This window comes from Methylobacterium sp. D54C (assembly GCF_053345595.1).
Genome location: NZ_JBKFAK010000005.1, coordinates 51080 through 77316 on the forward strand (window position 1 = coordinate 51080; position 26237 = coordinate 77316).

26 protein-coding genes are annotated in these 26237 nt (G+C 70.7%); 12 read left to right on the forward strand and 14 right to left on the reverse strand.

The genetic code is table 11. The annotated features are described in order from the left end of the window. Positions 1–69: 69 nt before the first annotated feature. The 3 genes from ACLBYB_RS13650 to ACLBYB_RS13660 all read left to right on the forward strand — a co-directional run bounded on the left by ACLBYB_RS13650 (position 70) and on the right by ACLBYB_RS13660 (position 3121). The gene (locus ACLBYB_RS13650; protein ID WP_447699085.1) at positions 70–1152 is read left to right on the forward strand and encodes an MlaD family protein; all 1083 of its coding nucleotides are present in this window, start codon (positions 70–72) and stop codon (positions 1150–1152) included. Between the two features lie 121 nt (positions 1153–1273). Continuing rightward, the gene (locus ACLBYB_RS13655; protein WP_020092337.1) at positions 1274–1852 is read left to right on the forward strand and encodes an ABC-type transport auxiliary lipoprotein family protein; all 579 of its coding nucleotides are present in this window, start codon (positions 1274–1276) and stop codon (positions 1850–1852) included. Between the two features lie 249 nt (positions 1853–2101). Beyond that, on the forward strand, positions 2102–3121 hold the full coding sequence (locus ACLBYB_RS13660; RefSeq protein ID WP_447699086.1) for a helix-turn-helix domain-containing protein: 1020 nt from the start codon (positions 2102–2104) through the stop codon (positions 3119–3121). On the opposite strand, the gene ACLBYB_RS13665 is transcribed toward ACLBYB_RS13660, so the two are convergent. The 3 genes from ACLBYB_RS13665 to thiE all read right to left on the reverse strand — a co-directional run bounded on the left by ACLBYB_RS13665 (position 3096) and on the right by thiE (position 5399). Next, positions 3096–3722 carry a helix-turn-helix domain-containing protein gene (locus ACLBYB_RS13665; protein WP_020092335.1) on the reverse strand — a complete coding sequence of 209 codons (627 nt, stop codon included), beginning with the start codon at positions 3720–3722 and terminating at the stop codon, positions 3096–3098. The two genes, ACLBYB_RS13660 and ACLBYB_RS13665, sit on opposite strands and share 26 nt — an antisense overlap. 136 nt (positions 3723–3858) lie before the next feature. Continuing rightward, positions 3859–4674, reverse strand: coding sequence for a bifunctional hydroxymethylpyrimidine kinase/phosphomethylpyrimidine kinase (gene thiD / locus ACLBYB_RS13670; protein WP_056532690.1), 816 nt, complete (start codon positions 4672–4674; stop codon positions 3859–3861). After that, on the reverse strand, positions 4671–5399 hold the full coding sequence (gene thiE / locus ACLBYB_RS13675; RefSeq protein ID WP_447699087.1) for a thiamine phosphate synthase: 729 nt from the start codon (positions 5397–5399) through the stop codon (positions 4671–4673). Before thiE ends, thiD begins: the two co-directional genes overlap by 4 nt. 217 nt (positions 5400–5616) lie before the next feature. Between thiE and ACLBYB_RS13680 the strand changes: the two genes are divergently transcribed. Beyond that, complete coding sequence (locus tag ACLBYB_RS13680) at positions 5617–6624, forward strand: NUDIX hydrolase (RefSeq protein WP_447699088.1); 1008 nt, start codon at positions 5617–5619, stop codon at positions 6622–6624. A 103-nt stretch (positions 6625–6727) separates the two neighbouring features. Here the strand turns inward: ACLBYB_RS13680 and ACLBYB_RS13685 are convergent, their stop codons facing one another. The 5 genes from ACLBYB_RS13685 to ACLBYB_RS13705 form a co-directional block, all read right to left on the reverse strand. Then, positions 6728–8548 carry an ATP-dependent nuclease gene (locus ACLBYB_RS13685; RefSeq protein ID WP_447699089.1) on the reverse strand — a complete coding sequence of 607 codons (1821 nt, stop codon included), beginning with the start codon at positions 8546–8548 and terminating at the stop codon, positions 6728–6730. 177 nt (positions 8549–8725) lie between these two features. Further along, complete coding sequence (panB, locus tag ACLBYB_RS13690) at positions 8726–9544, reverse strand: 3-methyl-2-oxobutanoate hydroxymethyltransferase (protein WP_020092329.1); 819 nt, start codon at positions 9542–9544, stop codon at positions 8726–8728. Between the two features lie 123 nt (positions 9545–9667). Beyond that, positions 9668–10264: a rhodanese-like domain-containing protein gene (locus tag ACLBYB_RS13695; protein WP_056532682.1), complete on the reverse strand. Its 597-nt coding sequence runs from the start codon at positions 10262–10264 to the stop codon at positions 9668–9670. A 2-nt stretch (positions 10265–10266) separates the two neighbouring features. Then, entirely contained in the window at positions 10267–11121 is an 855-nt protein-coding gene (locus ACLBYB_RS13700; RefSeq protein WP_447699090.1) for a quinoprotein dehydrogenase-associated SoxYZ-like carrier, read from the reverse strand. Between the two features lie 42 nt (positions 11122–11163). Continuing rightward, positions 11164–12126, reverse strand: a complete 963-nt coding sequence (locus ACLBYB_RS13705; RefSeq protein WP_447699091.1) for a quinoprotein relay system zinc metallohydrolase 2 — start codon at positions 12124–12126, stop codon at positions 11164–11166. A gap of 160 nt (positions 12127–12286) precedes the next feature. On the opposite strand from ACLBYB_RS13705, the gene ACLBYB_RS13710 reads away from it, so the two are divergent. Then, positions 12287–12853 (forward strand): TetR/AcrR family transcriptional regulator, encoded by a 567-nt coding sequence (locus tag ACLBYB_RS13710; RefSeq protein ID WP_447699092.1) that lies wholly within the window; start codon positions 12287–12289, stop codon positions 12851–12853. Here the strand turns inward: ACLBYB_RS13710 and queC are convergent. The 4 genes from queC to ACLBYB_RS13730 all read right to left on the reverse strand — a co-directional run bounded on the left by queC (position 12840) and on the right by ACLBYB_RS13730 (position 15741). Continuing rightward, positions 12840–13559, reverse strand: a complete 720-nt coding sequence (queC, locus tag ACLBYB_RS13715) for a 7-cyano-7-deazaguanine synthase QueC (RefSeq protein WP_447699093.1) — start codon at positions 13557–13559, stop codon at positions 12840–12842. The two genes, ACLBYB_RS13710 and queC, sit on opposite strands and share 14 nt — an antisense overlap. Beyond that, positions 13549–13905: a 6-carboxytetrahydropterin synthase QueD gene (gene queD, locus ACLBYB_RS13720; protein ID WP_020092323.1), complete on the reverse strand. Its 357-nt coding sequence runs from the start codon at positions 13903–13905 to the stop codon at positions 13549–13551. Before queD ends, queC begins: the two co-directional genes overlap by 11 nt. A gap of 100 nt (positions 13906–14005) precedes the next feature. Next, positions 14006–14959 (reverse strand): dihydrodipicolinate synthase family protein, encoded by a 954-nt coding sequence (locus ACLBYB_RS13725; protein WP_447699094.1) that lies wholly within the window; start codon positions 14957–14959, stop codon positions 14006–14008. A gap of 104 nt (positions 14960–15063) precedes the next feature. After that, complete coding sequence (locus ACLBYB_RS13730) at positions 15064–15741, reverse strand: GntR family transcriptional regulator (RefSeq protein WP_447699095.1); 678 nt, start codon at positions 15739–15741, stop codon at positions 15064–15066. Between the two features lie 117 nt (positions 15742–15858). Between ACLBYB_RS13730 and ACLBYB_RS13735 the strand changes: the two genes are divergently transcribed. After that, the gene (locus tag ACLBYB_RS13735) at positions 15859–17451 is read left to right on the forward strand and encodes an ABC transporter substrate-binding protein (RefSeq protein WP_447699096.1); all 1593 of its coding nucleotides are present in this window, start codon (positions 15859–15861) and stop codon (positions 17449–17451) included. Positions 17452–17589: 138 nt separating this feature from the next. Here ACLBYB_RS13735 and cobT read toward each other — a convergent pair whose 3' ends face one another. Beyond that, positions 17590–18630 carry a nicotinate-nucleotide--dimethylbenzimidazole phosphoribosyltransferase gene (gene cobT / locus ACLBYB_RS13740; protein WP_100251971.1) on the reverse strand — a complete coding sequence of 347 codons (1041 nt, stop codon included), beginning with the start codon at positions 18628–18630 and terminating at the stop codon, positions 17590–17592. Between the two features lie 86 nt (positions 18631–18716). Between cobT and cobS the strand changes: the two genes are divergently transcribed. The 3 genes from cobS to ACLBYB_RS13755 are packed head-to-tail and all read left to right on the forward strand — an operon-like array spanning position 18717 to position 20504. Then, positions 18717–19550 carry an adenosylcobinamide-GDP ribazoletransferase gene (cobS, locus tag ACLBYB_RS13745; RefSeq protein WP_091925884.1) on the forward strand — a complete coding sequence of 278 codons (834 nt, stop codon included), beginning with the start codon at positions 18717–18719 and terminating at the stop codon, positions 19548–19550. Positions 19551–19602: 52 nt separating this feature from the next. Continuing rightward, positions 19603–19815: a DUF1289 domain-containing protein gene (locus ACLBYB_RS13750; protein WP_020092317.1), complete on the forward strand. Its 213-nt coding sequence runs from the start codon at positions 19603–19605 to the stop codon at positions 19813–19815. Beyond that, positions 19812–20504, forward strand: a complete 693-nt coding sequence (locus ACLBYB_RS13755; RefSeq protein WP_447699097.1) for a retropepsin-like aspartic protease family protein — start codon at positions 19812–19814, stop codon at positions 20502–20504. The genes ACLBYB_RS13750 and ACLBYB_RS13755 overlap by 4 nt, the downstream gene beginning before the upstream one ends. A 21-nt stretch (positions 20505–20525) precedes the next feature. Here ACLBYB_RS13755 and dusA read toward each other — a convergent pair whose 3' ends face one another. Next, positions 20526–21584 (reverse strand): tRNA dihydrouridine(20/20a) synthase DusA, encoded by a 1059-nt coding sequence (gene dusA / locus ACLBYB_RS13760; RefSeq protein ID WP_447699098.1) that lies wholly within the window; start codon positions 21582–21584, stop codon positions 20526–20528. 293 nt (positions 21585–21877) lie between these two features. On the opposite strand from dusA, the gene motA reads away from it, so the two are divergent. The 3 genes from motA (at position 21878) to ACLBYB_RS13775 (ending at position 26173) form a co-directional block, all read left to right on the forward strand. Further along, positions 21878–22741, forward strand: coding sequence for a flagellar motor stator protein MotA (gene motA, locus ACLBYB_RS13765; protein WP_020092314.1), 864 nt, complete (start codon positions 21878–21880; stop codon positions 22739–22741). A gap of 22 nt (positions 22742–22763) precedes the next feature. Next, entirely contained in the window at positions 22764–23624 is an 861-nt protein-coding gene (locus ACLBYB_RS13770; RefSeq protein WP_056532644.1) for a flagellar motor protein MotB, read from the forward strand. Between the two features lie 938 nt (positions 23625–24562). Continuing rightward, positions 24563–26173 carry a methyl-accepting chemotaxis protein gene (locus ACLBYB_RS13775; RefSeq protein WP_234082880.1) on the forward strand — a complete coding sequence of 537 codons (1611 nt, stop codon included), beginning with the start codon at positions 24563–24565 and terminating at the stop codon, positions 26171–26173. The last annotated feature ends 64 nt before the right edge of the window (positions 26174–26237 follow it).

Genomic DNA, 26237 nt, shown 5'->3' on the forward strand with positions numbered 1-26237 from the left:
GCTCCCCTCCGGGAGCCGGGGCTCCAGGCCCGGCCGGATCTCCGCCGGCCAGAACCGCAGGTTGAGCGCATGGAAACCCGCGCGAACTACGCCCTGATCGGGGCCTTCACGATCGCCGTCATCCTGGCGGGCTTCGGCACCGTGCTGTGGCTCTCCGGCGGCTCCTCGCGGCAGGTCAGCCAGCTCGTCCGCATCGTCTTCTCCGGCTCGGTCGGGGGCTTGTCGCGCGGCTCGAGCGTGAACTTCAACGGCATCAAGGTCGGCGAGGTCACCGACATCCGCCTCGCCCCGCAGGATCCCCGCCGGGTGCTCGCCACGATCAAGGTCGATCCCGCGACCCCGCTCCGGGCCGACACCCGCGCCCGCCTCGACTCGGCGATGCTCACCGGCGTCTCGGTGATCTCCCTGTCGGGCGGCAACGCCGACGCACCGGTGCTGACCCCGATGGCCAACGGCGAGCCGCCGACGATCTTCGCCGATTCCTCCGACATGCAGGACATGATGGCGCTGGCGCGCCAGGTGGCGCAGCGGGCCGACGACATGCTGGTCCGCCTCGACCGGCTGGTCTCCGCCAACGAGGGGGCGATCAACCGGTCGCTGACCAACGTCGAGACCTTCTCGAAGACGCTGGCCGATGCCGGTCCGAACATCTCGGCGCTGGTCAAGGCCGTGGACGGGGCCAAGCTCGGCCGGGTGATCGACAACGCCGACCGCTTCTCGGCCGCCCTGTCCAAGGCCAGCCCCGACATCGAGGCCGGCCTGCACGACGCCCGGCTGCTCGCCGGCAAGCTCAGCGCCTCGGCCGACAAGATCGACGCGGTGCTGAACGGCGCCCAGAGCTTCCTGGGCTCGGCCTCCGGCCAGGAGGGCTCCAGCACCTTCACGGAGATCCGCGCCGCGGCGATCTCGGTGCGCGACGCCGGCAAGGCGTTCCGGACCATGTCGGAGAACCTCGACAAGCGCACCGCCAGCATCTCGGCCAATTTCGGCCGGCTGAGCGGCACCGGCCGCCGGGAGGTCGAGGCCCTGTCGGGCGACGGGCAGCGGACGCTGAGCACCCTCAACCGCACGGTGCGCAGCCTGGAGCGCGACCCGAGCCAGGTGATCTTCGGCGGCAAGCCTTCGTTGCCTGAATACAACGGTGGCCGGTGAAATGCCGCGTCGCCGGGCGGATGTGTCCCGGCGCACGGCACGGATGCCGCAGCGGATTAGTTTTAACCGCATAGCTTATACAGCTCCGCCGTTCGCCGGCGGGGTCCTTCAGGTCATGCGTATGGTCCGCTCGTCCCACATCGCCGCCGCCGCGCTGCTCGCCGCCCTCCTGGGCGGCTGCGGCGGCGCGGCGCCCCTCACCTTCGACCTCGCGGCGCTGCCGGCCGCGGGGCGGCCGATCGCGGCCGGCCGCTCGATCGCGGTCTCGGAGCCGGTGAGCATCCAGCCCTTCGAGGCCGACCGGATCATCGTCCGCGAGAACGGCGGCGCCCTGTCGTTCCTGGGCGGCGGCCAGTGGGCCGACCGGCTGCCGCGCCTGATCCAGACGCGGCTCATCCAGAGCCTGGAGAATTCCGGGCGGCTCCGCTCGGTGAGCCGGCCCGGCGACAAGGTCGTGGCCGACTACCAGCTGATCAGCGAGATCCGCGCCTTCGACGTGCAGTCCGGGACCGGCGAGGCGGTGGTCGACCTGTCGCTGAAGCTCGTGGCCGACGGCACCGGCAGGGTGGCGGCGGCGCGGATCTTCACGGCCCGCGTGCCGGTGTCCAAGATCGATGCCGGCAGCGGCGCCCGCGCCCTCGATCAGGCGCTGAGCATCGTGCTGGCCGACGTGGTGCGCTGGGTGAACAGCGGGCGCTGACGGCCCCGCGGCCGGGCCGCGCCGACGCCCCCGCCGGGGCGGGGCGCTCGCGACGGAACGTCCTCCGAATGCCAGCCGTGCGGATCCGCTCCACGGCCCGACAGGCGCCACGGGTGATGGGACGGGCCCGACGGTCCATCGTGGGCGCGCGGGATTTCCTGCCGATCAATCCGTGTCCCGCGGCGCCGCGGCGTGCGTGGACGGGGCGCGGTTGCGGTTCGCAGCAATCGCGGTCATACGGCTGCCGCGATGCAGACTCTGTTCTCAACTGAAGGTGTATTGGAGAAGGACAATTTTCGCCTTTGGCGAGATGTCTGCGAAGATCGCCTGGTTCCGATGGCGCAGACTTGTCTCAACGACGAGCCCTTTCACGCGACGATCGAGGGGGCCAGTATCGGCGGCCTGGTCTTCACGAAATTCGCGCTGCGCAACCTGCGGGCGGCCACGACGCCGCGCACGCTTCGCCATGAAAACCACAAGACCGACCACCTGTTCATGAGCATCGTGCTCTCGGGACAGGTCCGCGCGAATCAGTACGATCGGTCGAGCACGGATCGGGTCGGCGACTTCTCGATCCGGGATACGAATACACCCTGGACGATCGAGCACAGCGGCTACAGCGAGGTGCTGGCCATCGGGATCCCGCGGGAGCGGCTGGAGGGGGCTCTGGGCTCCGCACGCCTGTTCGCCGGCGTGACTGTCGGCGGCGATCTGCCGACCGCGACCCTGACCCGGTCGTTCCTGGGCAACCTGCTCAGCCTGGGCGACCGGCTGACGCCCCAGGTGGCCGAGAGCATGGTCTCCACGGGGCTCGACCTCATCGTCGCCAGCCTCGCGGAGCGGCTCGCGCGGGAGGCGCAGCGGCCCGTCCAGGACAGCGTCGTGGTGCAGCGCGCCCGGGCCTATCTCGAGGCCCATCTCCACGATCCGACCCTGGACCCGCCCCGGCTCGCGGCCGCGGCCGGCGTGTCCCTGCGCCGGCTGCAGGCCTTGTTCCGCGCGCAGGACCGGCACGTCTCCGACTGGATCTGGCACCGCAGGCTCGAGGCAGCCGCCAAGCGCTTGGCCGATCCGGGCTGCCTCCACATGCCGCTGGGGACCTTGGCGTATGGCTGCGGCTTCCTCAGCCAGTCCCACTTCTCCCGCCGCTTCAAGGAGCGCTACGGCCTGAGCCCCCGCGACTACCGCGTGCGCGCCCTCGCGCGGGGCGCCGAGGGTGGGCCGGAGGGCCGACCGGGCCGCCTCACTCCATCACGGCGGCCTTCATGATCACCACCATGGTGGCCCGGGCCGGGCCGTCCGTGCAGCGCACGAGGTGGGGCCGGTCGCAGCGGTAGCGCAGGGTCTCGCCGGCCCGCGCCCGCTGCACGACGCCGCCGATCTCGACCTCGAACGCCCCCTCGGTGACCGAGAGCGACTCCACCGAGCCGCGCTGGTGCGGGTCCGAGTCGAGGACGCCGCCCGGGTCGGCCGTGACCTCGTACCATTGCAGCCACTCGATCGTCTTGAGCCAGCCGATGATCGCCAGCCGCACCTTCCCGTCCTCGGAGACGAGGATCGGCGTGTCGGCCCGGGAGGTCTTCTCGATGAACGGTTCCTCGTCGCCGGCCGCCAGCACCCGCTCGATCGACACGTCGAGGGCCTGGGACAGGCGCCAGATCGTCGCCAGCGTCGGGTTGGTCTCGTTGCGCTCGATCTGGCTGATGATCGACTTGGCCACGCCGGACTGCTCGGCGAGTTCCGAGAGCGACAGGTTGTAGGCCTTGCGCAGCCGCTGGATGGTCTTGCCGAGCTGGCCGGAGAGCACCTGCGCGCCGGTCAGCAGGTCGCGCCCGCGCGCCCGGTCGGGCCGTTCCGCCTGATCCTGCATCGTCCCCGATCCGCCTGCACCGTTCCGTTATCCGAACGATCGTGCGCTTCTTCAAACGCAATCGACGCCCGGTTGCAAGGCGGCGGGCGGCGTGCGCGGCGGCGTGCGCACCGGAAAGCGGCGGCCGGATCGGCCTCTAAGTCCAGACGGCGTGGAAGTGGTGGACCGGCCCGTGCCCCGTCCCGACCGCGAGGCTGTCCGCCGCCGCGAGGGCGGCCGTGAGGTAGGCCTTGGCCTCCGCCACCGCCTCCGGCAGGGCCAGGCCCTGGGCGAGGCCCGCCGCCACCGCCGCCGAGAGGGTGCAGCCGGTGCCGTGGGTGTTGCGCGTCGCGATCCGCGGCGCCGACAGGGTCCGCAGGGTGCCGTCCGCCGTGACGAGGTGGTCGATGCTCTCGCGCCCCGCGCCGTGGCCGCCCTTGATCAGCACCGCCCGGGCGCCGAGGGCGACCAGCCGCCGCGCCTGGGCCACGATCGCTGCCGCGTCCGCGGCGACGGGCTCGCCGAGGAGCACCGCCGCCTCCGGCAGGTTGGGGGTGATCAGGTCGGCCCGCGGGAGCAGCCGCTCGCGGAGCGTCGCCACGGCGTCGTCGGTGATCAGCCGGTCGCCGCTGGTGGCGACCATCACCGGGTCGAGGACGACCGGGATCGACCCGGCGTGCCGGGCGAGGCCCTCGGCGACCGCCGCGATCACCGCGGTCTGCGACAGCATGCCGATCTTCACCGCCCTCACGGCGAGGTCGGAGAACACGCTGTCGATCTGCCGGGCGACGAACTCCGCCGGCACGTCGTGGATGCCCTGGACCCCCGTCGTGTTCTGCGCGGTCAGCGCCGTGATCACGCTGGCGCCGTAGACGCCGAGCGCCGAGAAGGTCTTGAGGTCCGCCTGGATGCCGGCGCCGCCACCGGAATCCGAGCCCGCGATCGTGACCGCGATGGGCGCGGGGCCGCTCATCGGGCGCCGGCCCGCTCCGCCAGGGCGCCGTCGATCCGCGCGCGCAGGTCGCGGGCGCGCTGGCGCACCGACTCCGCGCCGAACAGCGCGGTGATCACCGCGACCCCGTCCGCCCCCGCGGCGACCACCGCGGCGGCGTTGTCGAGCCCGATCCCCGCGATGGCGCCGAGCGGCAGGCCGGCCCCGCGGGCGAGGCGGGCGCGGAAGGCGATGCTGGCGAAGCCGTCGAGGCCCACCGGCGGGTCGGGATTGTCCTTGCTGGTGGTGGCGAACACGCCGCCGATGCAGGCGTAGTCGACGGGCAGGCGATACAGCTCGTCGGCCTGGGCGGGCTTCTTCAGGGTGAGGCCGATGATCGCGCTCTCCCCCAGCAGCCGGCGGGCGTCGGCCGGGTGGAGGTCGCCCTGGCCGAGATGCACCCCGTCGGCTCCGGCCGCGAGGGCGAGGTCGACGCGGTCGTTGACGAGGACCGGGACGCGGCCGCCCACCGCCGCCAGGATCGCCCGGATCCGCGCCAGGGCGGCGCGGGCATCGGCGATGTCCTTCTCGCGGTACTGGAGCAGGGTGCAGCCCCCCGCCACCGCCTCGGCGCCGAGCTCCGCCAGCCGCGCCCCGTCGGCGCCGCAGACGCCGACATCGAGGAGCCCGTAGAGCCGCAGGTCGACGGCCCGGCTGCCGGTCGGGGTCGAGGGGGAAGCTGCGGGGGAAGTCGCGCTCGCTGGCATCGCTGTCGTCGCTCGGTCCGCCTCGGCCGGTCCCGTGCCGGCCCACCCGGACCCCTGTTTGGGCAGGGCTCGCGGCGTTGGCAAGCGGCGGGTGGACAGCGGTGCGTCGACGGGCCCCCCCGCTCCGTCATACGGCGGCGTTGACGCGCGGCGATCCTGTCCCCCTATAGGTGGGATCCGCTACGGCGCATCCCGGGGGACGGACGGTCGAGGAACGATGACGGGTGCCGCGGCGCAGACGGACGCGCGCGGGGGGCAGGCCCCGCCGGAGCGCTCCTCCGTAGGCCTCGTCGCGGTGATCGTCGCCGCGACCAAGGGGGAGCCGCGCGCCCTGACCATCCGGGTCCCCGACCAGGCGCCCGGCCGCGGCGACGGCCTGCCGGCCGGCCCCCTCGTCCCCGAGCACGCCACGCTGGAGCGGGGCCTGCGCGCCTGGGTGGAGCGGCAGACGCACCAGCGCCTCGGCTACGTGGAGCAGCTCTACACCTTCGGCGACCGCGACCGCTCCGGCACGGCGACCCTGTCGGGGGTGCACTCCCTCTCGGTGGCCTATCTGGCGCTCGTCCGCGAGGAGCGGCCGGCGGGGCTCGCCGAGGCCGCGTGGCAGAACTGGTACCGCTACCTGCCCTACGAGGATTTCCGGCAGGGGCGCCCGCGCCAGCTCGACGCCATCGAGGCGCGGCTCGCCGAATGGGCGTTCGAGCCCGCGGACTGCGCCACCCGGACCCGCCGCCTCGACCGCCTCGGCCTGACCTTCGGCATGAACGGCGGCACGTGGAACGAGGAGCGCGTCCTGGAGCGCTACGAGCTGCTGTTCGAGGCCGGGCTGATCCCGGAGGCGCGGGGCAATCCCGGCCCGGCCCTGCCGAACGACCCGACCGGCGTCCCCATGGCGTTCGACCACCGGCGGGTGCTCGCGACCGCGATCGGCCGGCTCCGGGGCAAGATCAAGTACCGCCCGGTGGTGTTCGAGCTGATGCCACCGGAATTCACCCTGCTGCAGCTGCAGAAGACCGTGGAGGCCCTGTCGGGGACGCAGCTGCACAAGCAGAACTTCCGGCGCCTTGTGGCCCAGCAGGGGCTGGTGGAGGAGACCGAGAGCGTGACCAGCGGCGCCGCCGGCCGGCCGGCGCGGCTGGTGCGCTTCCGCCGGGAGGTGCTGCTGGAGCGCCCGGCCCCGGGCCTGCGGCTGCCGTCGCGGCGGGTGGCTGACTCAAAGTCTTAAAAAGGGCATGATTCACCACTGCTAGCGCCGGTTGTATCTTGTTGGAGTCAATTATAACGCCAACGGGTCAGGTCATTACGGATTTTATATTGATTTTACTTGATTAAGCGGCTTTCTGTCCGGATTCTGCCATTCCGAAATGTTGCATTACTTGCGCGATGAGGGGCTTAAATTCATCGAGTTCTTGAGTTGCTTCTGCCGATGTGGCCCGCACAATTTTTCTTGCTGCATTACGCTTTCCATTGTCGCTGAACTTGAATTTGAGCCTTAGGGCGTCTGCGGGGCTTAGCGATTGAAAAGGATTTGCTCCGGAATCGAGCATCGTTTTCACCATATTGGGTGAGAGCAGATTATTTAGCTCGTCTATCGCTTCAAGCCATCCGCTGGAATTTGCCCGTTCCCACAACGAATCGCTATAATAAGATTCCAAATCGATCGGAATCTGAAACCCTTTTTGTATCAGCGGAACTAGGCGATTTGGGGCGCGAAGGCCAAGTATTTTTAACCCAAGATTGGAAAGGTTGAGCCTCTCAATTTCTGCGATTAAATTTTTTCTTGCTGCGCTACCACTGAGATCTGCGTCAAAAATTGCAACTGCCTTCACTCGCTCCGCAACGGGTTTGTGCCGGAGGGTTAAAAGCCACGCTAATGCGCGGCTCTGCAGGGCATTGGCGCCACCGTACGAATTTCCCCCAGCGCTGATGTTAATTGTCTGATCAGGCTGGCCAGAAAACAAATTCCAGGCTCGATTAATTACCTGCAGGTCATTATCGCCTTCGACAAACATTGTGGGGCGCCGCTGCTCTGCGACTTCCCGGACGTCAAGTAATTGTGCATTCAACTCGTCAAAACGCGCCTTTGCTTGAGTAATATACGGCGCAACAATAGGCATTAAGCCCATGCTTTCATCGACTTCATCTGGGGAACGAGTCTCTACGGATGTATCCTGTCCTGATTTCGATACGAAATGGGATACTAGCCAGTTCGCAGCTTCGGGCCGATGGCTATCCAAGCGGTAAAAAATCGGAGAGTGAGTGGTCAAGAATAGTTGAAAATGCCTAGATGTAGTGATTAGATCGACAAACTCCCCCGCCATTTGAAATGCGGAAGACATTTCTACATTGTTCTCAGGCTCTTCGAAGCCCCATATATGCGTGTAGCGGACACCCCCGCGGGTTAGTAGCTCATCTCTCTTGACGGAAATAAAATTCAACATCATGGGGATGTGCCTGATTTTTATACCGTCACCTCTGCGGGAGAGAGGAATTTCGCCGGAATTGATTTCGAGATTTTCAAATATTTGTCGTAAATTCTCAGGCAGCCTCATTGTTGTTTCTGCGCCGAATGCAGTGTGTAGTGTGCTCAGAAGCTCATGAAGTTGCGCGCCAAGTTGCGCTTGGAATGCTCCAGCAGAATCTTTCAGGGGGCCTTCGGCAACAGATGAAAGCACATCATACAAACGACCTTGTAAGTCTGCAAAGAACGCTTTATCTTTAATTGCTGGTACATACGTAAATCTAATTCTATCTAATAGAGCTGGAATTTTGCTCCGTTGGGGGAACTCAGTCCCGTCGATAAAATTCCTGCTCTCCATGCGAGTTACTTCGCCTTCTCGGCGCCAATATTTGCACCACTCTACCTTTGTTGGATTTTCTTCGCGTTGATAGCTTGTTGGAAGTTCTAAAATTAACTTTATTTCAATTTGTGCCGCTTTGCGTTGGGGCGTTGTTGCGAATTGATTGAAGTCTTTTAGAAAATCGAATGCCTCACCGGAATTCGTTTCGCCATTAAAAAAAAGGTTTAATGCTCGAAGGACATTCGACTTGCCTGCATCATTTGCGCCCACAAGTGTAGTGATCGATTTTGCTTTGAAATCTGCAGCAACAATCGAGCGGAAATTGCGAATTGAAAGATGGTCGATCAAGGCGTCTCTCCTTAGGCAAATAGTGGCCTATCGGAGGGTGCTATGCAATTGCGCTTAGGTTGCTTGTGCACGGCAAAACCCACCCTGCTTCCGGCCAGCAAAGGCATCAAGATGCCGTTCAGTCGGGAGCCATTTCTGGCTTGATGGCGAGGTGAGTAGAGTGTGCTCGATCCTGCCTTACCCGTAGGTGTGGTCGTCGGCCGGGAACCGGCCGGCCCGGACCTCGTCCGCGTAGGCCTTCACGGCGTCCTCGATGTGGGTCCGCAGGCTCCCGAACTGGCGCACGAATTTCGGCGTGCGCTCGGACAGGCCGAGCATGTCCTCCAGCACCAGGATCTGGCCGTCGCAGACCGCCGAGGCGCCGATGCCGATCGTGGCGGCGGTGACCTGGGGGGAGGTCGCGATCGCCCGCGCCACCGGCTCGACGATGCCCTCGAGCACGATCGCGAAGGCGCCGGCCTCCGAGATGGCGCGGGCATCCTCCAGGAGGCGGCGCTCGTCGTCGGGGGCCCGGCCCTGGACCTTGAAGCCGCCCATCGTGTTCACCGCCTGCGGGGTGAGGCCGATATGGCCCATCACCGGCACGCCGCGCTGGACGAGGAACGCCACCGTCTCGGCGAAATGGGCGCCGCCCTCCATCTTGATCGCGCCGGCGCCGGTCTCCTTGAGAACCCGGGAGGCGCTGAGGAAGGCCTGCTCCCGGCTCGCCTCGTAGGAGCCGAACGGCATGTCGACCACGACCAGCGCCTTCTGCGTGCCGCGGATCACCGCCTGGGCCTGGAGGATCATCATCTCCAGGGTCACGGGGATCGTCGATTCCATCCCGTGCATCACCATGCCGAGGGAATCGCCCACGAGGATGAAGTCGCAATAGGGATCGACGATGCCGGCCGTGTGGGCGTGGTAGGCGGTGAGCGCGATGATCTTGCGCCCCTCGGCCTTGCGCTTGCCGATATCGACCGCCCGGAGCCGTCGGGACTGCACGACCTGCGACATGGTTCAGACCTCATTCCCGCCACTCGGGACGCGGCGCGGGCCCCCTCTCCCGCCCGGGAGAGCGCGCGCCCCGCCTCGCGAGCCTCGTTCCGCGGCGTCTCTTACAATGCCCGGCGATGCGGGTCAGCGCCCCGCCTGCGGCTCGGCGCCCGCCTTCCAGTCCGGATCGACCGTCAGGTTCGCGGTCTCGTGCATCTCCTGCCAGCCCTCGACGCCCTCGGGGAACCAGCGCACGCCGGTATAGCCCTTCAGCACCAGCCGCTTGGCGGCGTTCCAGCTGCCCCAGCACTCGACGTGGCAGAACACCACGACGGGCTTCGCCTTGTCGCCCCCGGTCAGCGCCGCGACGCGGGCGTAGAAGAGCGCCTCGCGCGCCGGCGCCAGGGGCTCGGCGCCGGCCTCCGGCATCCAGACGGCGCCGGGGATCGACGGATGCACCGGCAGCCAGAGGCGGCCCTCCGGGAAGTTCGACGGCTTGCGGTCCGGCGCCGCCACGTCGAGCAGCACCGGCTTGTCGGGGCCGGCGATCAGGGCGGCGACGGCGTCGGCGTCGACCACCGCGGCGCCCTTGAGGGTCGGCGGCGTGTAGCCCTTCGGGGGACCGGCGTAGAGCCCCTCCGGCTCGGGCACGTTCACCGGCGAATCGGCCGGCGCCGCGGCGAGGCAGAGGAGCGCGGCGCAGGCCGCCGCGGCCCGGCCGGTCAGGAGGAGGCGCCGCATGGTCAGTTCGTCGGGCCCGGCGGGTTGAAGCTGTGCTGCCACTGGCCGCCCTGGTTGTCGGAGGCCGCCACCTGGATCGGCTTGCCGTCCGGCTTGAACGCGAAGTTGATCACCGGGTTCGAGGCGATCGAGATGTCGCCCGTCATGGTGAAGACCTTCCGGTCGCCCGCCGAGACGGTGAGCTTGTCGATGTAGCGCGCCGGCGTGTAGTCGCGGGTCACCTGGTTCATCTGCATGCCGGAGAAGTTCGGGTGGCGGATCATCAGCGTCGCCTCCACGGGCTTGCCGGCCGCCGTCTCGGCGAACTTCATGCGCATGTCGCCCATGCCCTTCATGGCCTCCTCGTCGCTCATCCCCATCGGGGCCGAGCAGCCGCCGGAGGCCTTCACGAACTGCTTGGCCTCGTAGAGCTTGCCGTCCATGGTCTCCACCACGGCGTGCATGTCGGTGTAGTTGTTGACCCGCACGCGCAGCTTCAGCTCGGCCGGGTCGGCGGCCGGCCCGAACTCGAACTTGGCCGCGTAGGGCGCCGGGTTGTCGTCGATGATCAGCGAGACCGCCTTGATCTGCCCGTCCTTGGGCATGGTCAGGGTGATCGGCACCAGGGCGGCGTCGAGCGCCCGGGCCGGCGCCTCGATCTTCACGAGGCTGTCGGTCGGGGCGATCTGGCGGTCGCCGAAGATCGACTTGGCGATCTCCTGCCAGCGGGCCGCCCGCTCCTGATCGGTGTCGGAGGCGCCGGCCGCCCGCGCGGCGCCGGCGAGCGGTCCCGACAGCGCCGTCGTCGCCAGGACGAGGCCGAGGGCGAGGCTGGAGAAGGTCTGTCCGATGAAGGTCTGTCCGATCCTGTGCGTCATGGCGTGCCTCCCGATTGGCTTGGATATGGGGATCCTAAAAACCTATTCCCACTCGAGTTCCTGGTAGGCCACGGTGACGTTGCGGCCGTTGTAGGTGTCGAACAGGGCCCACTTGTCGCGCTGGTCCGCCGCGACGCTGGTCACGGCCTTCTCGATGGGCACGTCCTTGGCGATCGCCGCCCGGGTGCCGTCGCGCAGGGCGGTCAGGTAGCCGGAGAGGTCGGCGAGCGCCGGGGCGAGGTCGACCGCGACGGGGCCGTGGCCCGGGACGGCCCGGGCGGGACCCATGGCCTTCAGCCGCTCGATCTCGGCGAGCCAGCCCTTGAGGCTGCCGTCGAGGGAGGGGATCCGGTTCACGAACAGCAGGTCGGCGGGGAACAGCAGGCCGCTGCCGGAATCGATCATCGACAGGTCCGAGGTGGTGTGCGCCGGGCCGTGCGCCGTGAAGGTCAGGCGCCGGTCGCCGAGGTCGATCTCGGCCGTGTCGGCGACGGTCATCGTCGGATAGACCACCGGCCCGGTCCGGTCCTCGCCGAGCAGGTCGACCAGCCGCTTGCGGTAGAACTCGCCCCGGGCCGCCAGCGCCTCGGTGAGCTTGGCGTGGCCGATGAAGACCGGCTTGTCCTGGACGAAGGCCCCTGCCCCGAAGACGTGGTCCGGGTGGACGTGGGTCAGCACCACGTGGGTGATCGGCTTGTCCGTGCGCTTGGCGATCTCGGCGCGCAGCCACTGGCCGTCGGCGAGGCTGCCGCCGGACTCGGTCACCACCACGCCGGTCCTGCCGACGAGGAAGCCGATATTGGCGATGGCGTCGGCGTTGTCGGGGGTGGCGTCGGCGATCAGGCCCTTGCGCACGTACAGGCCGGGCCCGACCTCCTCCATCGTGAAGCTCTCGGCGGCGCGGCCCAGCGTCGGCAGGCAGCACAGGCAGAGCCCCGCGAAGAGGGCGTGCCGCCGCGTCGGCCCGGCGGCCTGCCTCCGCGGATGGACGGCGCGTGCCGTCATGCCGAAACCTCCCGATCTTGCCCGTTCTTGATTGTCTACCATTAAGTAGGTAGATTATTCGTCCGTCAAGGGGCCGCCGGGAGCCGGTCCCCGCCGCGGCCGCACGTTCGCGTGACTTCGTGCGTTGATGAGGGCGCGTTTTGGAGCGACGATCGCCGCGATGAGGGATACCCGCGCCGAGTTGCTGATGCAGGCCGAGACCCTGGTGCGGGGCCGCGGCTTCGCCGGCTTCAGCTACGCCGACCTCGCGGCGGCGGTGGGCATCCGCAAGGCGAGCATCCACCACCACTTCCCCACCAAGGTCGATCTCGGCGCCGCCCTGGTGGCGGCCTACGCGGCGCGCTACGCCGCGGCCCTGGAGGCGATCCGCCGGGACGTGCCGGACGGGCCGGGCCGGGTCGAGGCCTACGGGCGGCTCTACCTCGGCGGCGTCGAGCAGGGGCTCGGCTGCCTCTGCGCCGCGCTCGCGATCGAGGGCGAGGCCCTGCCCGAGCGCCTGCGCCGGGACGTCGCGGCCTTCTTCGCGGACCACCTCGCCTGGCTGGAGGGCATCCTGCGCGCGGGTCAGGCGGATGGCAGCGTGCACGGCGGCGCGGATCCGGCGGCGCTCGCCCGCTACGTCGTCGCCACCCTGGAGGGGGCGCTCCTGATGGAGCGCCTGTTCGCGAGCCCCGACGCCTTCCGGGGGACGCTGGCGGTGCTGGTCGACGGCCTCAGGCCGCAGTGAACCGGGCGTAGCCGTCCGCCCGCAGCCGGCAGGCCGGGCAGGTGCCGCAGCCGTATCCCCAGGGATGCCGCTGCCCGCGCTCGCCGAGGTAGCAGGTGTGGCTCTCCTCGACGATCAGGTCGACCAGCGCCCGGCCGCCGAGGCTCTCGGCGAGGTCCCAGGTCTGCGCCTTGTCGAGCCACATCAGCGGCGTGTGCAGCACGAAGCGCCGCTCCATGCCGAGATTGAGCGCCACCTGCAGGGCCTTGATCGTGTCGTCGCGGCAATCCGGGTAGCCGGAATAGTCGGTCTCGCACATGCCGCCGACCACGTGCCGGAGCCCGCGCCGGTAGGCGAGCGCCGCCGCGAAGGTCAGGAACACGAGGTTGCGGCCGGGCACGAAGGTGTTGGGCAGGCCCGACGCCTCGTAGCCGATCGCGGCCTCCCGGGTCAGCGCCGTCTCGGAGACCTGCCCGAGGGCGTCGAGGGCGAGCGTGTGGTCCTCGCCGAGGCGGGCCGCCCAGGCGGGATCGAGGGCGGTCGTGCCCGCCCGCAGGGCCGCGCGGCGGTCGAGCTCGACCCGGTGGCGCTGCCCGTAGTCGAAGCCGAGGGTCTCGACGTGGTCGAACCGGTCCAGGGCCCAGGCCAGGCAGGTGGCCGAATCCTGTCCCCCGGAGAACAGGACCAGCGCGGCGCGGTCCCCCTGGATCGCGGCGTCACTCGCCATCGTACTCGGCCCAGGACATCGGGGTCTCGGCGACCCGCACGAGCGCGAGGCCCGGCAGGTCCGGCCGGAGGCGCTGCCAGATCCAGGCCGCGATGTTCTCGGCGGTCGGGTTCTCCAGCCCCTCGATCTCGTTGAGGCAGTGGTGGTCGAGCCGGGCGAGCAGCGGCCCGAAGATCGACTCGATGTCGTAGAAGTCGATCACCCAGCCGGTGTGGGGATCGACCGGGCCGGCGACCGTCAGCTCGACCCGGTAGGAATGCCCGTGCATCCGGTGGCAGCGGTGGGTCTCGGGCACGTTCGGCAGCCGGTGGGCCGCCTCGAAGGTGAAGGCTTGGGTGATCTTCATGGACGGTTCGCGGGTCAGGCCGATCTCGCCCCCGCCATAGCGCCGACGGGCGGTCCCGCGCAAAGGCGGGCTGCCCTGCGTTCGGCGACGCGCCCGAGGATCAGGCCCCGGCGCCCGCCTCCGACCACTGCGCGTACCACGCCTTGAACAGGCGCAGCTGCGTCTCCGCGTAGTGGCGCTGACCGGCGCTGAGCGCGTCGGTGGCGTTGAAGTGCAGCGCGTATTCCGGGTTCCCCTCCAGCACCATCAGGTGCTTGTAGTAGAGGACGAGGTCCGTCCCCTCGTCGAAGCTCGACAGGATCGCCAGCGCGGCGTCGAGTTCCTCGGCCCGGCGCCGGGCCCGGACGTCGCCCGCGGCGGCCTTCTCGCACAGGGCGACGAGGTGGAGCACCTCCCGCGGCAGGACGTTGCCGATGCCCGTGATGGCGCCCCGGGCGCCGCAATTGACGTAGCCGTGCACCACCTGGGTATCCACCCCGACCATCAGGGTGATGTCGGGCGACTGGCCGGTGATGTGCTCGGCCGCGTAGGTGAGCGAGGCCGCGCCGCCGAACTCCTTAAAGCCGACGAGGTGCGGGTGGCGGGCGCGCAGGCGGAAGAACAGGTCCGCCCGGGTCTCGAACCCGTAATAGGGGCTGTTGTAGATCACCGACGGCAGGTCGACGGCCGCCTCCAGGATGCCGCCGAAATGCGCCTCCTGGGCCGCGGCCGAGCCACCGCGCGACAGGACCCGCGGGATGATCATCAGGCCGTGGGCGCCGGCCGCCTTGGCGTGGGCCGCGAGCGCCGCGGCCCGCTTCGGGTTCTGGGCGCCGGTCCCGACGATCACCCGGACGCCGGCGGCGAGCAGCCGCTCGACGCCCGCCATCCGCTCCTCGTCGGTGAGCAGCGGCCAGTCGCCCATCGAGCCGCAGTAGACGACCGCCGACATGCCGGCATCGACGAGCTCCCGCCCCTTGCGCGCGAGGGCGTCGAGGTCGGGCGTCCGGTCCGGCCGGCAGGGCGTCATCAGGGCCGGGATCGTGCCGGAGAAGATGTGTCGATCGAAGGCCATCGCCGGCTCGCCTGCTGGGAGGTGGGATCGTCCCGGCCGGCCCCGCGGGCCTCGCGGGGCGGCACGCCTCTCCATGGCAGCGCCGCGCGAGTCTGGCAAGAATTTTATACAATCTCTGTCGCGCGGGCCGGGACCGGCGCGGCGCCGAGGAACGCCATCAGCGCAGCGGCGACGTGGTCGATATGGTCGGTCAGGAGGGCACAGGCGGCCGAGACGTGGCCGTTCCGGCACAGCCGGACGATCTCGCGGTGCTCGCGGTCGGCCCGCTCCAGCTCGGCGCTGTCGGTGGAGAGCTGGAGGCGGGTGTAGCGGTCGCACTCGGCCAGCAGCGAGCTGACCAGCCCGAGGGCGCGGGGCCGCTCCGCCCGGCCGTAGAGGAGGAGGTGCAGCTCCGTGTTGAGGGCGCCCCAGCGCGCCGTCGCGCCCGCCCGCAGGGCCGCGGCGTACTCCTCCAGCAGGGCGTCGGCCCGGGCGTAGTCGTCGTCGGTCAGGCGGGGCGCCGAGAGGGCCAGGAGGCGCGGTTCGAGGGCGGCCCGGAGCTCGAGGGCCTCGGCCGCGTCGGCCGCCGAGAGCGGCGCCACCATGGCCCCGCGATGGGGCAGGATCCGCACGAGGCCCTCGGCCTCGAGCTGGAACAGCGCCTCCCGCACCGGGATCCGGCTGGCGCCGAACTCCGCCGCAAGGCCGTCCTGGCGGAGCTGCGAGCCGGCCGGATAGCGGCCGTCGAGGATGCGCCGCCGGATCTCGGTCCCGATCGAGCCCGCGATGGTCCGGTTCTTCATCGTCTCGCTCCCGGTCGACCCCGGATGCCCCGCAGGACCCTTGACGGCGGAGCTCCGGTGTTGAAATTGTATAAAATCAATCGGGCAACGGGCTCGATCACGACAAGGGTGCCCGCGATGACGCTCTCCCGCCGCCAGATCCTGGCCGGTACCGCAGGCGCGGCCGCCGGCCTCGGCCTCCCGCACCTGGTCCGGGCCCAGCCCGGCGGCGGCAGCGTGCTGCGCTTCATCCCGTCGACGCCCCTGCCGTCCCTCGATCCGATCGTCGCCACGAGCTACGTCATCCGCAATCACGGCTATCTCGTCTACGACACGCTGTTCGCCACCGACGAGAATTTCCGCATCCAGCCGCAGATGGTGAGCGAGTGGCAGACCGCGCCCGACGGCCTGCGCTGGACCTTCCATCTCCGCGACGGCCTCACGTTCCACGACGGCTCCCCGGTCGAGGCCAAGGACTGCATCGCGTCCATCGCGCGCTGGTCCAAGCGGGACGCGTTCGGCCAGACCCTGGCGGGCTTCGTGGAGGGGTACGGCCAGGAGGACGCGCGGACCTTCACGGTCGCGCTGAAGAAGCCGTTCCCCCTGCTCCCGGCGGCGCTCGGCAAGCTGTCCTCGAACGTGCCCTTCATCATGCCGGAGCGCGTCGCCCTCCAGGACGCGTCCAAGCCGATCGCCGACGCCACGGGCTCCGGGCCCTGGCGCTTCGAGGCGCGGGAATGGATCCCCGGCCAGAACGCGATCTACACCCGCCACGCGGGCTACCGACCCCGCGAGGAGGCGCCCTCCTGGGCGGCCGGCGGCAAGGTCGCCAAGGTCGACCGGATCGAGTGGCTCGCCATCACCGAGGCCTCGGCGGCGGTGGGCGCGATGATCCAGGGCGCGGTCGACTGGTACGAGCAGCCGGCGATCGACCTGATCCCCGTCCTCAAGGGCAAGCCGGGGATCGAGATCCGCAACGTGCCGCTCGGGCTGATCCTGCTGATGCGGTTCAACCACACGCAGCCGCCGTTCAACAATCCCGAGATCCGCCGGGCCGTGATGATGGCCATGAAGCAGGACGACTACATGCAGGCGGTGGTCGGCAGCCCCGAATACTACCGGGAGGCCAAGACCTTCTTCACCCCGGGCTCGCCGATGTCGACCGGGGCCGGCGGGGCCGCGGCCATGCAGGCGGACCTCGCCAAGGCCAAGGCGATGCTGGCCAAGGCCGGCTACAAGGGCGAGCGCGTGGTGCTGCTGGCCCCGGCCGACCAGCCGATCGCCTACAACCAGTCGCTGGTGACCCAGGACCTGCTCAAGCAGCTCGGCATGAACGTCGATCTGGTCTCGACCGACTGGGGCAGCTTCATCGCCCGCCGCGGCAACCGCGGGCCGGTCGATGCCGGCGGCTGGTCGCTGTTCCACACGCTGTGGTCGGGGGCCGACGTGCTGAACCCGGCGCTCCACCCGCTGATCCGCGCCAACGGTCAGGCCGCGTGGTTCGGCTGGCCGGACGACCCGACCTTGGAGACCCTGCGGAGCGACTGGATCGCCACCAGCGACGAGGCGCAGCAGAAGGCGCTCGCCGCGCGCATCGAGGAGCGGGCCTTCGCGGTCGTGCCCTACGCCCCCGCGGGCCTCGTGCAGCAGCCGATGGCGGTCAGCGCGAAGCTCAAGGGCATGGTCATGGCGCCGGTGCAGTTCTTCTGGAACATCGAGAAGACCGGCTGATCACGGCCGGCCAGAAGACCGTCCGTCTTTGCGAGCGCAGCGAAGCAATCCAGCGACGCTACGCTTGCCGACGTCCCGCTGCCCTGGATTGCTTCGCTCCGCTCGCAAAGACGCGAGGGCGTAGGTGCCCGCGCGTCTTCAGCCCGCGCCCTTCCCCGACACGCCGGCCTGCGCGAAGGTCGCCATGCCGGTGTGGCAGGCGAGCGCGCCCTTCAGCAGGCCCATCGCCATGCCGGCGCCCGAGGCCTCGCCGAGGCGCATGCCGAGCGCCAGCAGCGGCACCAGCCCGAGCCGCTCCAGAACCTCCGCGTGGGCGCCCTCCGCCGAGACGTGGCCGGCGAGGCAGTGGTCGAGGGCGCCCGGGTCGGCGGCGTGCAGCACGGCCGCGGCGGCGGTCGCCACGTAGCCGTCGATCACCACCGGGATGCGCTGCAGCCGCGCGGCCAGGATCGCCCCCGCCATGGCGGCGATCTCCCGGCCGCCGAGGCGCGCCAGGACCTGGAGCGGGTCGTCGAGGTGGCCGGCATGGTGCGCGAGCGCCGCCTCCACGGCCGCGACCTTCCGGGACAGGCCGTCCCGGTCGACTCCCGTGCCGCGCCCGACCCAGTGGGCGGGATCGCCGCCGAACAGGGCGGCGTAGAGGGCGGCCGCCACCGTGGTGTTGCCGATGCCCATCTCGCCGATGCCGAGGCAGTCGGTGCCGGCGGCCACCGCCTCCATGCCGAACGCCATGGTGGCGACCGTGGCGCGCTCGTCGAGGGCCGGCCCCTCCGCGATGTCGCCGGTGGGCATGTCGAGGGCGAGGTCGAACACCTTGAAGCCGAGGCCGTAGGCCGCGCAGATCTGGTTGATCGCCCCGCCCCCGGCGGCGAAGTTGTCGAGCATCTGGCGGTTGACCGCGTCCGGGAAGGCCGAGACGCCGCGGCGCGTGACCCCGTGGCTGCCGGCGAAGACGCAGACCAGCGGCCGGTCGAAGGTCGGCGGCGCCTTGCCCTGCCACGCCGCCAGCCACGTCACGAGGCTCTCCAGGCGCCCCAGCGAACCGGCGGGCTTCGTCAGGGTCGCGTCCCGGGCCGCGACGGCTTCCTTCGCCTCCGCGTCGGGGCCTGGCATCGCCTTCAGCAGGTTGCGGATGTCGTCGAAGGGGCCGGGTTCGGGAGCGGTCGTCGAATCGGTCATGGCGGCGATGATTTCCTGTGGGCGCCTCCGGACGGGGAGACTATACGGGAGCGGCGCGCGGTGGCGGGCGGATGCGAGAGGCCGCGATGGACAGGCAGACCGGCGGGGAGGCCGACTGGCCCGGGCGCGGCGCCCTCTACGACCTCGCCGGGTGCCTGCGCTTCTACTCCCGCCTGCCGGTGCCGCAACTGCCCGGCGAGCCGGACCCGCACCGGAGCCCCGACTTCACCACCCTGCCGCGGATGCTGCCGCTGGCCGGCCTGATCCTGGCGCTGCCCGCCGCCCTGGTGCTGGCGGCCGGCTGGGCCGTCGGGCTCGGGCCGTTCCTGGCCGCGACCCTCGCGGTGGCGGTCGCCGTGGTGGCGACCGGCGCCCTCCACGAGGACGGGCTTGCCGACGTCGCCGACGGGTTCGGCGGCGGCGCCACGCGGGAGCGCCGCCTGGAGATCATGCGCGACAGCCGGATCGGCGCCTACGGCGGCGCCGCCCTGGTCCTGGCGCTGGCCCTGCGGATCGGCGCCCTGGCGACGCTCCTCGACCGGATCGGCCACGCGGCCGTGACCGGCCTGATCCTGGCGGCCGCCCTGTCGCGGGTCGCCGCCCTCGCCCCGATGGTGCTGCTCGCGCCGGCGCGGCCGGGCGGCCTCTCCGCCTCGGTCGGCCGCCCGGGGCGGGCGAGCCTCGCCACCGCGCTGGGCCTCGGCGCGGTGCTGGCGCTCGGCGCCGTGCCCCTCGGCCTGCCTGTCGGCGGGATCGCTCTGATGATCCTGTGCGCCGGCCTCGCGGCCCTGGGCCTGACCCGGCTGGCGCGCGCCAGGATCGGCGGCCAGACCGGCGACGTCATCGGCGCCTGCCAGCAGGTCGCGGAGATCGCCGCCCTGCTGGCCCTGGTGGCGGCGACGGCGGGCGTGGCGGATTGAGGGAGGCCGCCGCGTCTTGACCCGGCCACGATCCCCCGGCCAAGGATCACCGATGCCGCCCGCGCCGAAACCCTCCTCGCCCTGCACCAAGGTCTGCGTCCTCGACGCCGCGACCGGCCTGTGCTGCGGCTGCGGCCGGACCCGCGACGAGATCGCCGCCTGGGGCTCGCTGTCGGAAGACCGGCGCCGCGCCGTGATGGCGGGGCTCGGCGCCCGGATGCGGGCCGCCGGCCTCACCCCCCTGGAAGCGCCGCTGCCGTCATGATCTATCTCGGCCTCGCGGCCCTCGCCCTGGTTCTCGTCGCCCTGGTCCTCAGCGACGGCAGCGACAGCGTCGGCGGCGTGATCGAGCCCGGCCAGTTGGCGAACCTCGCCTGGACCGGCACGATCCTGCTCCTGGTGGTGGCCGGGTTCTGGCGGCAGTTCACGGCCCGGCTCGGCGCGAACCTGCAGGCGCTCCTGGCCTGGGCGCTGATCGGCCTCGCCCTGGTGATCGGCTACAGCTACCGCGACCGGATCCAGGATGTCGGCGCCCGGGTGCTCGGCGATCTCCGGCCGGGGAGCGCGACCTCGAGCGGCGACGGCGCCGTCACCGTCACCCGGCGGGCGGACGGCGATTTCCGGGTCGACGCCTTGGTCAACGGCCGGGTGCAGCCCTTCCTGTTCGACACCGGGGCGAGCAGCGTCGTGCTCACCGCCGAGAACGCCGCCGCGCTGGGGCTCACGCCCGCGCCCTCCGAGTTCACCGCCCGCGTCTCCACCGCCAACGGCATCACCTACGCGGCGCCGACCCAGCTCGACTCGCTCAGCGTCGGGACGATCACCGAGCGGCGGGTCAACGCCATGGTGGCCAAGCCGGGCGCGCTCTCGGCGAACCTCCTCGGCCAGACCTTCCTGTCGCGGCTCTCCGGCTACGAGGTCCGGGGCGACCGCCTGATCCTGCGCCGGCCCTGACCGGGCCGCCGCGCAAGGCGCTCAGGCGGCGCGGGCCTCGGGGGCGGCGCGGGAGACCAGCGCCACCGCCTCCCGCAGGGTCGCGAGGTCGGCCTCCGGGCGCATCCCGTGGGTCGAGAGGTGGCGCCGGAAGGCCCGCGCGCCCGGCCGGCCGTTGAACAGGCCGAGCATGTGCCGGGTGACCGCGTGGAGGCGCTCGCCCCGGGCGAGGCACGCGGCGATGTAGGGCTCGAACGCTGCGACCGCCGCGAAGGCGTCGGGGGCCGGGGCCGGCACGCCGAACAGGTCGGGATCGACCCCGAGCAGGAGCGCCGGCTCGGTGTAGGCGGCGCGGCCGACCATGACGCCGTCGACCTCGGCGAGCCGCGCCCGCGCGGAATCCAGGTCGCGCAGGCCGCCGTTGACCGCGATCGGCAGGCCGGGAAGCCGCCGCTTCAGCCGCGCGGCGCGGCCGTAATCGAGGGGCGGCACGTCCCGGTTCTCCTTGGGCGAGAGCCCCTGGAGCCAGGCCTTGCGGGCGTGGACGATCAGCCCGTCGACGCCCGCCGCCACCACGGCGTCGGCCAGGGTGTCGAGCGCCGCCTCGGGGTCCTGGTCGTCGACGCCGATCCGGCACTTCACCGTCACCGGCACGGGGACCGCGGCCTTCATGGCGGCGACGCAGTCGCCGACCAGGGCCGGCTCGCGCATCAGGCAGGCGCCGAAGCGGCCCTCCTGCACCCGGTCCGAGGGGCAGCCGACGTTGAGATTGACCTCGTCGTAGCCGAGATCCGCGGCGATCCGGGCGGCCCGCGCCAGGTCCGCCGGGTCCGAGCCGCCGAGCTGGACCGCCACCGGGTGCTCGATCTCCGCGAAGCCGAGCAGGCGCTCCCGCGGCCCGTGCAGCACCGCGCCGGTCGTCACCATCTCGGTGTAGAGGCGGGCGCGCGCCGAGAGGGACCGGTGGAACGCCCGGCAGTGGCGGTCCGTCCAGTCCATCATCGGGGCGACGGAGAAGCGCCATCCGCTGAGAGTTCGGGGTTCTTCCGTTGCGGCAATCACTTGCTGTCGCTCTCGTGCTGTACCTCGGCGATGCCCCATCGGGCGTCGGACTGCTCGGAATCCGGCTGTGCCGTGCCTGCTCGGCCCCGTCCGGTCCCACCGCGGGGGGCGCGATGGGGGCCTATCGTCGAGTCCGCCGGGAAGCACGGGACGACGGGGTATCACGCCCGGACCGTCGTCAAAAGAGACGGCACGGTCCACCGCGGGGCCCGGACCGTCGACCGGCGCGCCCGCCGCGGCTCTAAACGCGCCGTTAACCAAGATCAGTGATTTCCCAGGTCATTGGTAGCGTCGCGCGGGGTGCATCTGCCGCCGCGCAAGGATGGCACATCATGCGGCTGATCGTCGGCACAGTGATCGTCTTCGCCTGCGTCTTCGGCAGCTACGCGGCGATGGGCGGCCATCTGCTGGTCCTGTGGCAGCCGTTCGAGTTCGTCATCATCCTGGGTGCGGCGATCGGCGCCTTCGTCATCGGCAACACCGGGCCGGTGCTCAAGGCCGTGCCCGCCATGCTGGGCACGCTGATCAAGGGCCCCAAGTACAACCAGCAATCCTATGTCGAACTGCTGGGAATGCAGTATTCGTTGTTCAAGCTCGCGAAGCAGAAGGGTGCGATGGCGCTCGAGCCGCACATCGAGGATCCGGGCGAGTCGACGCTGTTCAACGCCTTCCCGACCTTCGCGGCGAACCACCACGCGGTCGAGTTCGTCTGCGACTACATGCGCATGGTGACGCTGGGCGCCAACAACGTCCACGAGATCGACGCGCTCATGGATGAGGAGCTGGAGACGCACCATCAGGAGCAGGAGCGCGTCGTCTCGGCCATGCAGTCGCTTGCCGACGGGACGCCGGCGCTCGGCATCGTCGCCGCCGTGCTCGGCGTGATCAAGACGATGGGGGCGATCAAGGAGCCGCCGGAGGTGCTGGGGCACCTGATCGGCGGCGCGCTCGTCGGCACCTTCTTCGGCGTCTTCGTGGCCTACGGCTTCTTCGGGCCCATGGCGCAGTCGCTCAAGAGTCTCTTCGAGGCCGAGTCCAAGTACTATCTCTCGCTCAAGGCGGGGCTGCTCGCCCACATCGCCGGCCAGCCGCCGGTGATGGCGGTCGAGTTCGCCCGCAAGTCCCTGATGAGCGACGTCCGCCCGACCTTCAACGAAGTGGAAGCGGCGACCGCCGCTCTGCCCGCCCAGAGCTGATCCGACATCCGGGAGGGAGTCCATGGCGACGATCATCATCAAGAAGGTCAAGAAGGCAGCCCACGCCCACCACGGCGGGGCCTGGAAGATCGCCTACGCGGACTTCGTGACCGCCATGATGGCGTTCTTCCTGCTGATGTGGCTGATCAGCATGACGACGCAGGAGCAGAAGATCGGCCTGGCGGAGTACTTCTCGCCGGCGGCTCTGAGCCCTGCGACCAGCGGCGCCGGCGGAATCCTGTACGGGACCGCCCTCGACACGTCCGGCAACAAGCCGTCCACGCCCCGCGACGCGGAGCGGGGCTCCGCCGAGCGGGAGGAGATCACGCGCCCGACCAGCCCGGGGCGCGTCAGCGACGTCGATGCCAGCCGCCCGGTCGCCAACGTGGAGGCCAATTTCAGCGCCATAGCCAGCCTCCGGCAGGCGCTCCAGACGATGCCCGACATCGCCGAACTGTCGAAGAACATCGTGATCGAGCAGACCAAGGAGGGCGTGAACGTCTCCCTCGTGGACCAGGACGGCCGCTCCATGTTCCGCGAGGGGTCCGTCGAGCCCTACGACCGCACCCGTCGCGTGCTGGAGGCCCTCGCGCCCGCCATCCGGCGGCTGCCCAACCGCCTGTCGATCACCGGCTACACGGCCGTCGCGCGCCCGGGCTCGACGCGGGCCGGCGAGCCCTGGAACCTCTCCGCCGGGCGTGCCCTCGCCGTGCGCGAGGTCCTGTCGGGTGCCGGGGTTCCCAACGACAACTTCTCCTCCGTGTCGGGACGCGGCGACACGGAGCCGGTTTTCCCGGACAATCCCTATCTCGCGCCGAACCGGCGGGTGACGATCACGCTGCTCAACGCGAGCCCGCCGGTGCCCCCGAACCTTCTCCGCTGACGCCGGAGCGGCGCGTCGCGTCGGACCGCGACGCGCGCAGCGCCGTCGATGCCGCCTCACGTCACCGCGGCGCGTCACGCGCTCCGCGCGGGACCGCGCGCCGCCGCGTCGCTTCCGGCGCGCGGTGTCGAGGCGGCGCGGGTGGCCGGCGACCGGGCCGAGCGCCCGCGCCGCGCCGAGGCGGTAGGCTGACGGCGCGGCGGCGCGCGCACGTCGCCCGCGAGCGGCACCGCGATCCCTGAGCCCGCCGCGCTCGGAGCCTCCGGGTTCGAGGCCGCACCGGCGCGATCCGGGTCAGCCCCGGGCATTCTCTCGGCCGGGACGCCGGAAATCGATGTCGCGGTCGGGCCGCGCGCCGCGCGCTCCACGGGGCGTGATAGCGTCCGACGATTCACCGCCGGGACCTGCGCGCAATCCGCCTCCCCCGCCCTGACTCCCGGGAGCGGACCGGCGGCAGGCCGCCCGGAGCAGCCGGTCGAGCGCGGCCGACGGGCGGGCGTGGACGACCGGCGGCTCGCTGGCCCGCCGCGTGTCGCGCGGCGTGCACCTCTCGAACGTCGTGTTCCTGCCTCGCCCGCTCCGGCGCCGCGATGCGCGCGTCCGTCGCCGCCTTCGACTGGCCTGACCGCTCGCGGTCCGGCCCGCCGATCGGCGCCCGCGGGCCGTGCGACGGCGGCACGAGACCGTCCGCGACGAGGTCGATCGTCCCGGCCGACCGCTCCGCCGGGAGCGCGATGAAGCATATCTCACATGTGTGGCCGGAATGGAATTATTCCAATGTTCGGCAGATGATCGGCGGGCGCGGCGCCGAAGGACAGTTGATTCGATCCGCGAGCTTCGCGGTGTAGCTTTATTTATAGTTAGGAATATTTGATATGTCGATCGGTAGAAAGATATTTTGTCTTATCAGTAGCATCCTTCTGGCATTCATATCGATCGTGGGCGTCCAGGTCTCGTCCGTCGGCGCGGTGATGATGGAGGGGCGCAAGGCCGCCATCCGCGCCCAGGTCGAGTCGGCGCACGGCATCGTGGCGGCGTTCGCCCGGCAGGCGGAGGCCGGCGCCGTCTCGGCCGACGAGGCGCGGCGGCGCGCGGCGGAGGCGCTGCGGGCCATGCGCTACAACGGCGGCGACTACGTCTTCGTCTACAGCTCGGAGCCGGGCAACATCGGCCGCAACGTCGTGCATCCCGATCCCAAGATCGAGGGCACGCGGTCCCGCGACGACGCGGCGATGAAGAAGACCTTCGTCTGGACGATGATCCAGCACGCCCGGGAGGGCGGCGGCTTCACCGAGTACCGCTGGGCCCGCCTCGGCGAGACCGAGCCCGCCCCGAAGGTCGCCTACTCGCTCGCCTACGAGCCCTGGCAATGGGTCATCAATTCGGCCCTGTACGTGGACGACATCCACGCCCTGGACCGGGCGCGGATGGTCACCACCCTGCTCTGGCTGATCCCCCTCGCGATCGGGATCGGGCTGGTCGGGTTCCTGCTGGCGCGCAGCATCACCCGCCCCCTGAGCGCCTTCACGGCCGCCCTGCGCCGCCTCGCCGGCGGCGCGACGGACGTCGCCATCCCGGGTCTCGGCCGGCGCGACGAGATCGGCCAGATGGCCGAGGCCGCCGGCGTGTTCCGGGACAGCATGATCGAGGCGCGGACCCTGTCGACCGAGCAGCGCGCCGAGCAGGAGCGTCGGCAGGAGCGGGCCCAGTGGATGGAGGCGGTGACCCGCAGCTTCGACACCGAGGCGAGCCAGCTCCTGGCACGGGTCGACACCGCCGCGGCCGGCATGCGGGAGGCCTGTCGGGCGATGGCCGACACCGCCGCGCAGGCGTCGCGGCAGGCCGGCTCGGCCGCCGGGGCGGCGCAGCAGGCCGCCGCCAACGTGCAGACGGTGGCGGCGGCGACCGAGGAGCTGTCCGCCTCGATCGGCGAGATCGGCGGGCAGGTCACCAAGTCGGCCGCGATCGCCGGTCAGGCGGTGAGCGAGGCGGAGCGGACCGACCGGCAGATCCGCGGCCTCGCCGGGGCGGCGGAGCGGATCGGGGAAGTCGTGCGGATCATCTCGGCGATCGCCGAGCAGACCAACCTCCTGGCGCTGAACGCCACGATCGAGGCGGCGCGGGCGGGCGAGTCGGGGCGCGGCTTCGCGGTGGTCGCCGCCGAGGTGAAGGGCTTGGCCGGGCAGACCGCGAAGGCCACGGAGGAGATCACCGCGCAGATCGCGGCGATCCAGGGCGAGACGACGGAGGCGGTCGGCGCGGTCCACTCGATCGGGAGGACCGTCGACACGATGAACGCGATCGCCAGCGCGATCGCGGCGGCGGTCGAGCAGCAGCGGTTCGCCACCGGGCACATCTCGCAGAACATCGACGAGGCCGCCCGGGGGACCGACGCGGTGAGCGCGAACGTGGTCTCGGCCTCGTCGGCGGCGGAGGCGACGCACCGCGTGGCCGGGGAGGTCGGTGCCGCGGCCGGCGACGTCTGCCGCAGCGCCGAGGCCCTGCGCGCCGAGGTGATGCGCTTCCTCGTCGAGATGCGCGCCGCCTGAGCGCGCCGTCGCCCCGGACGGGCGCCGCTGCCGCGGGCCTGTCCGGGAAACGCGCGGGAGAGGC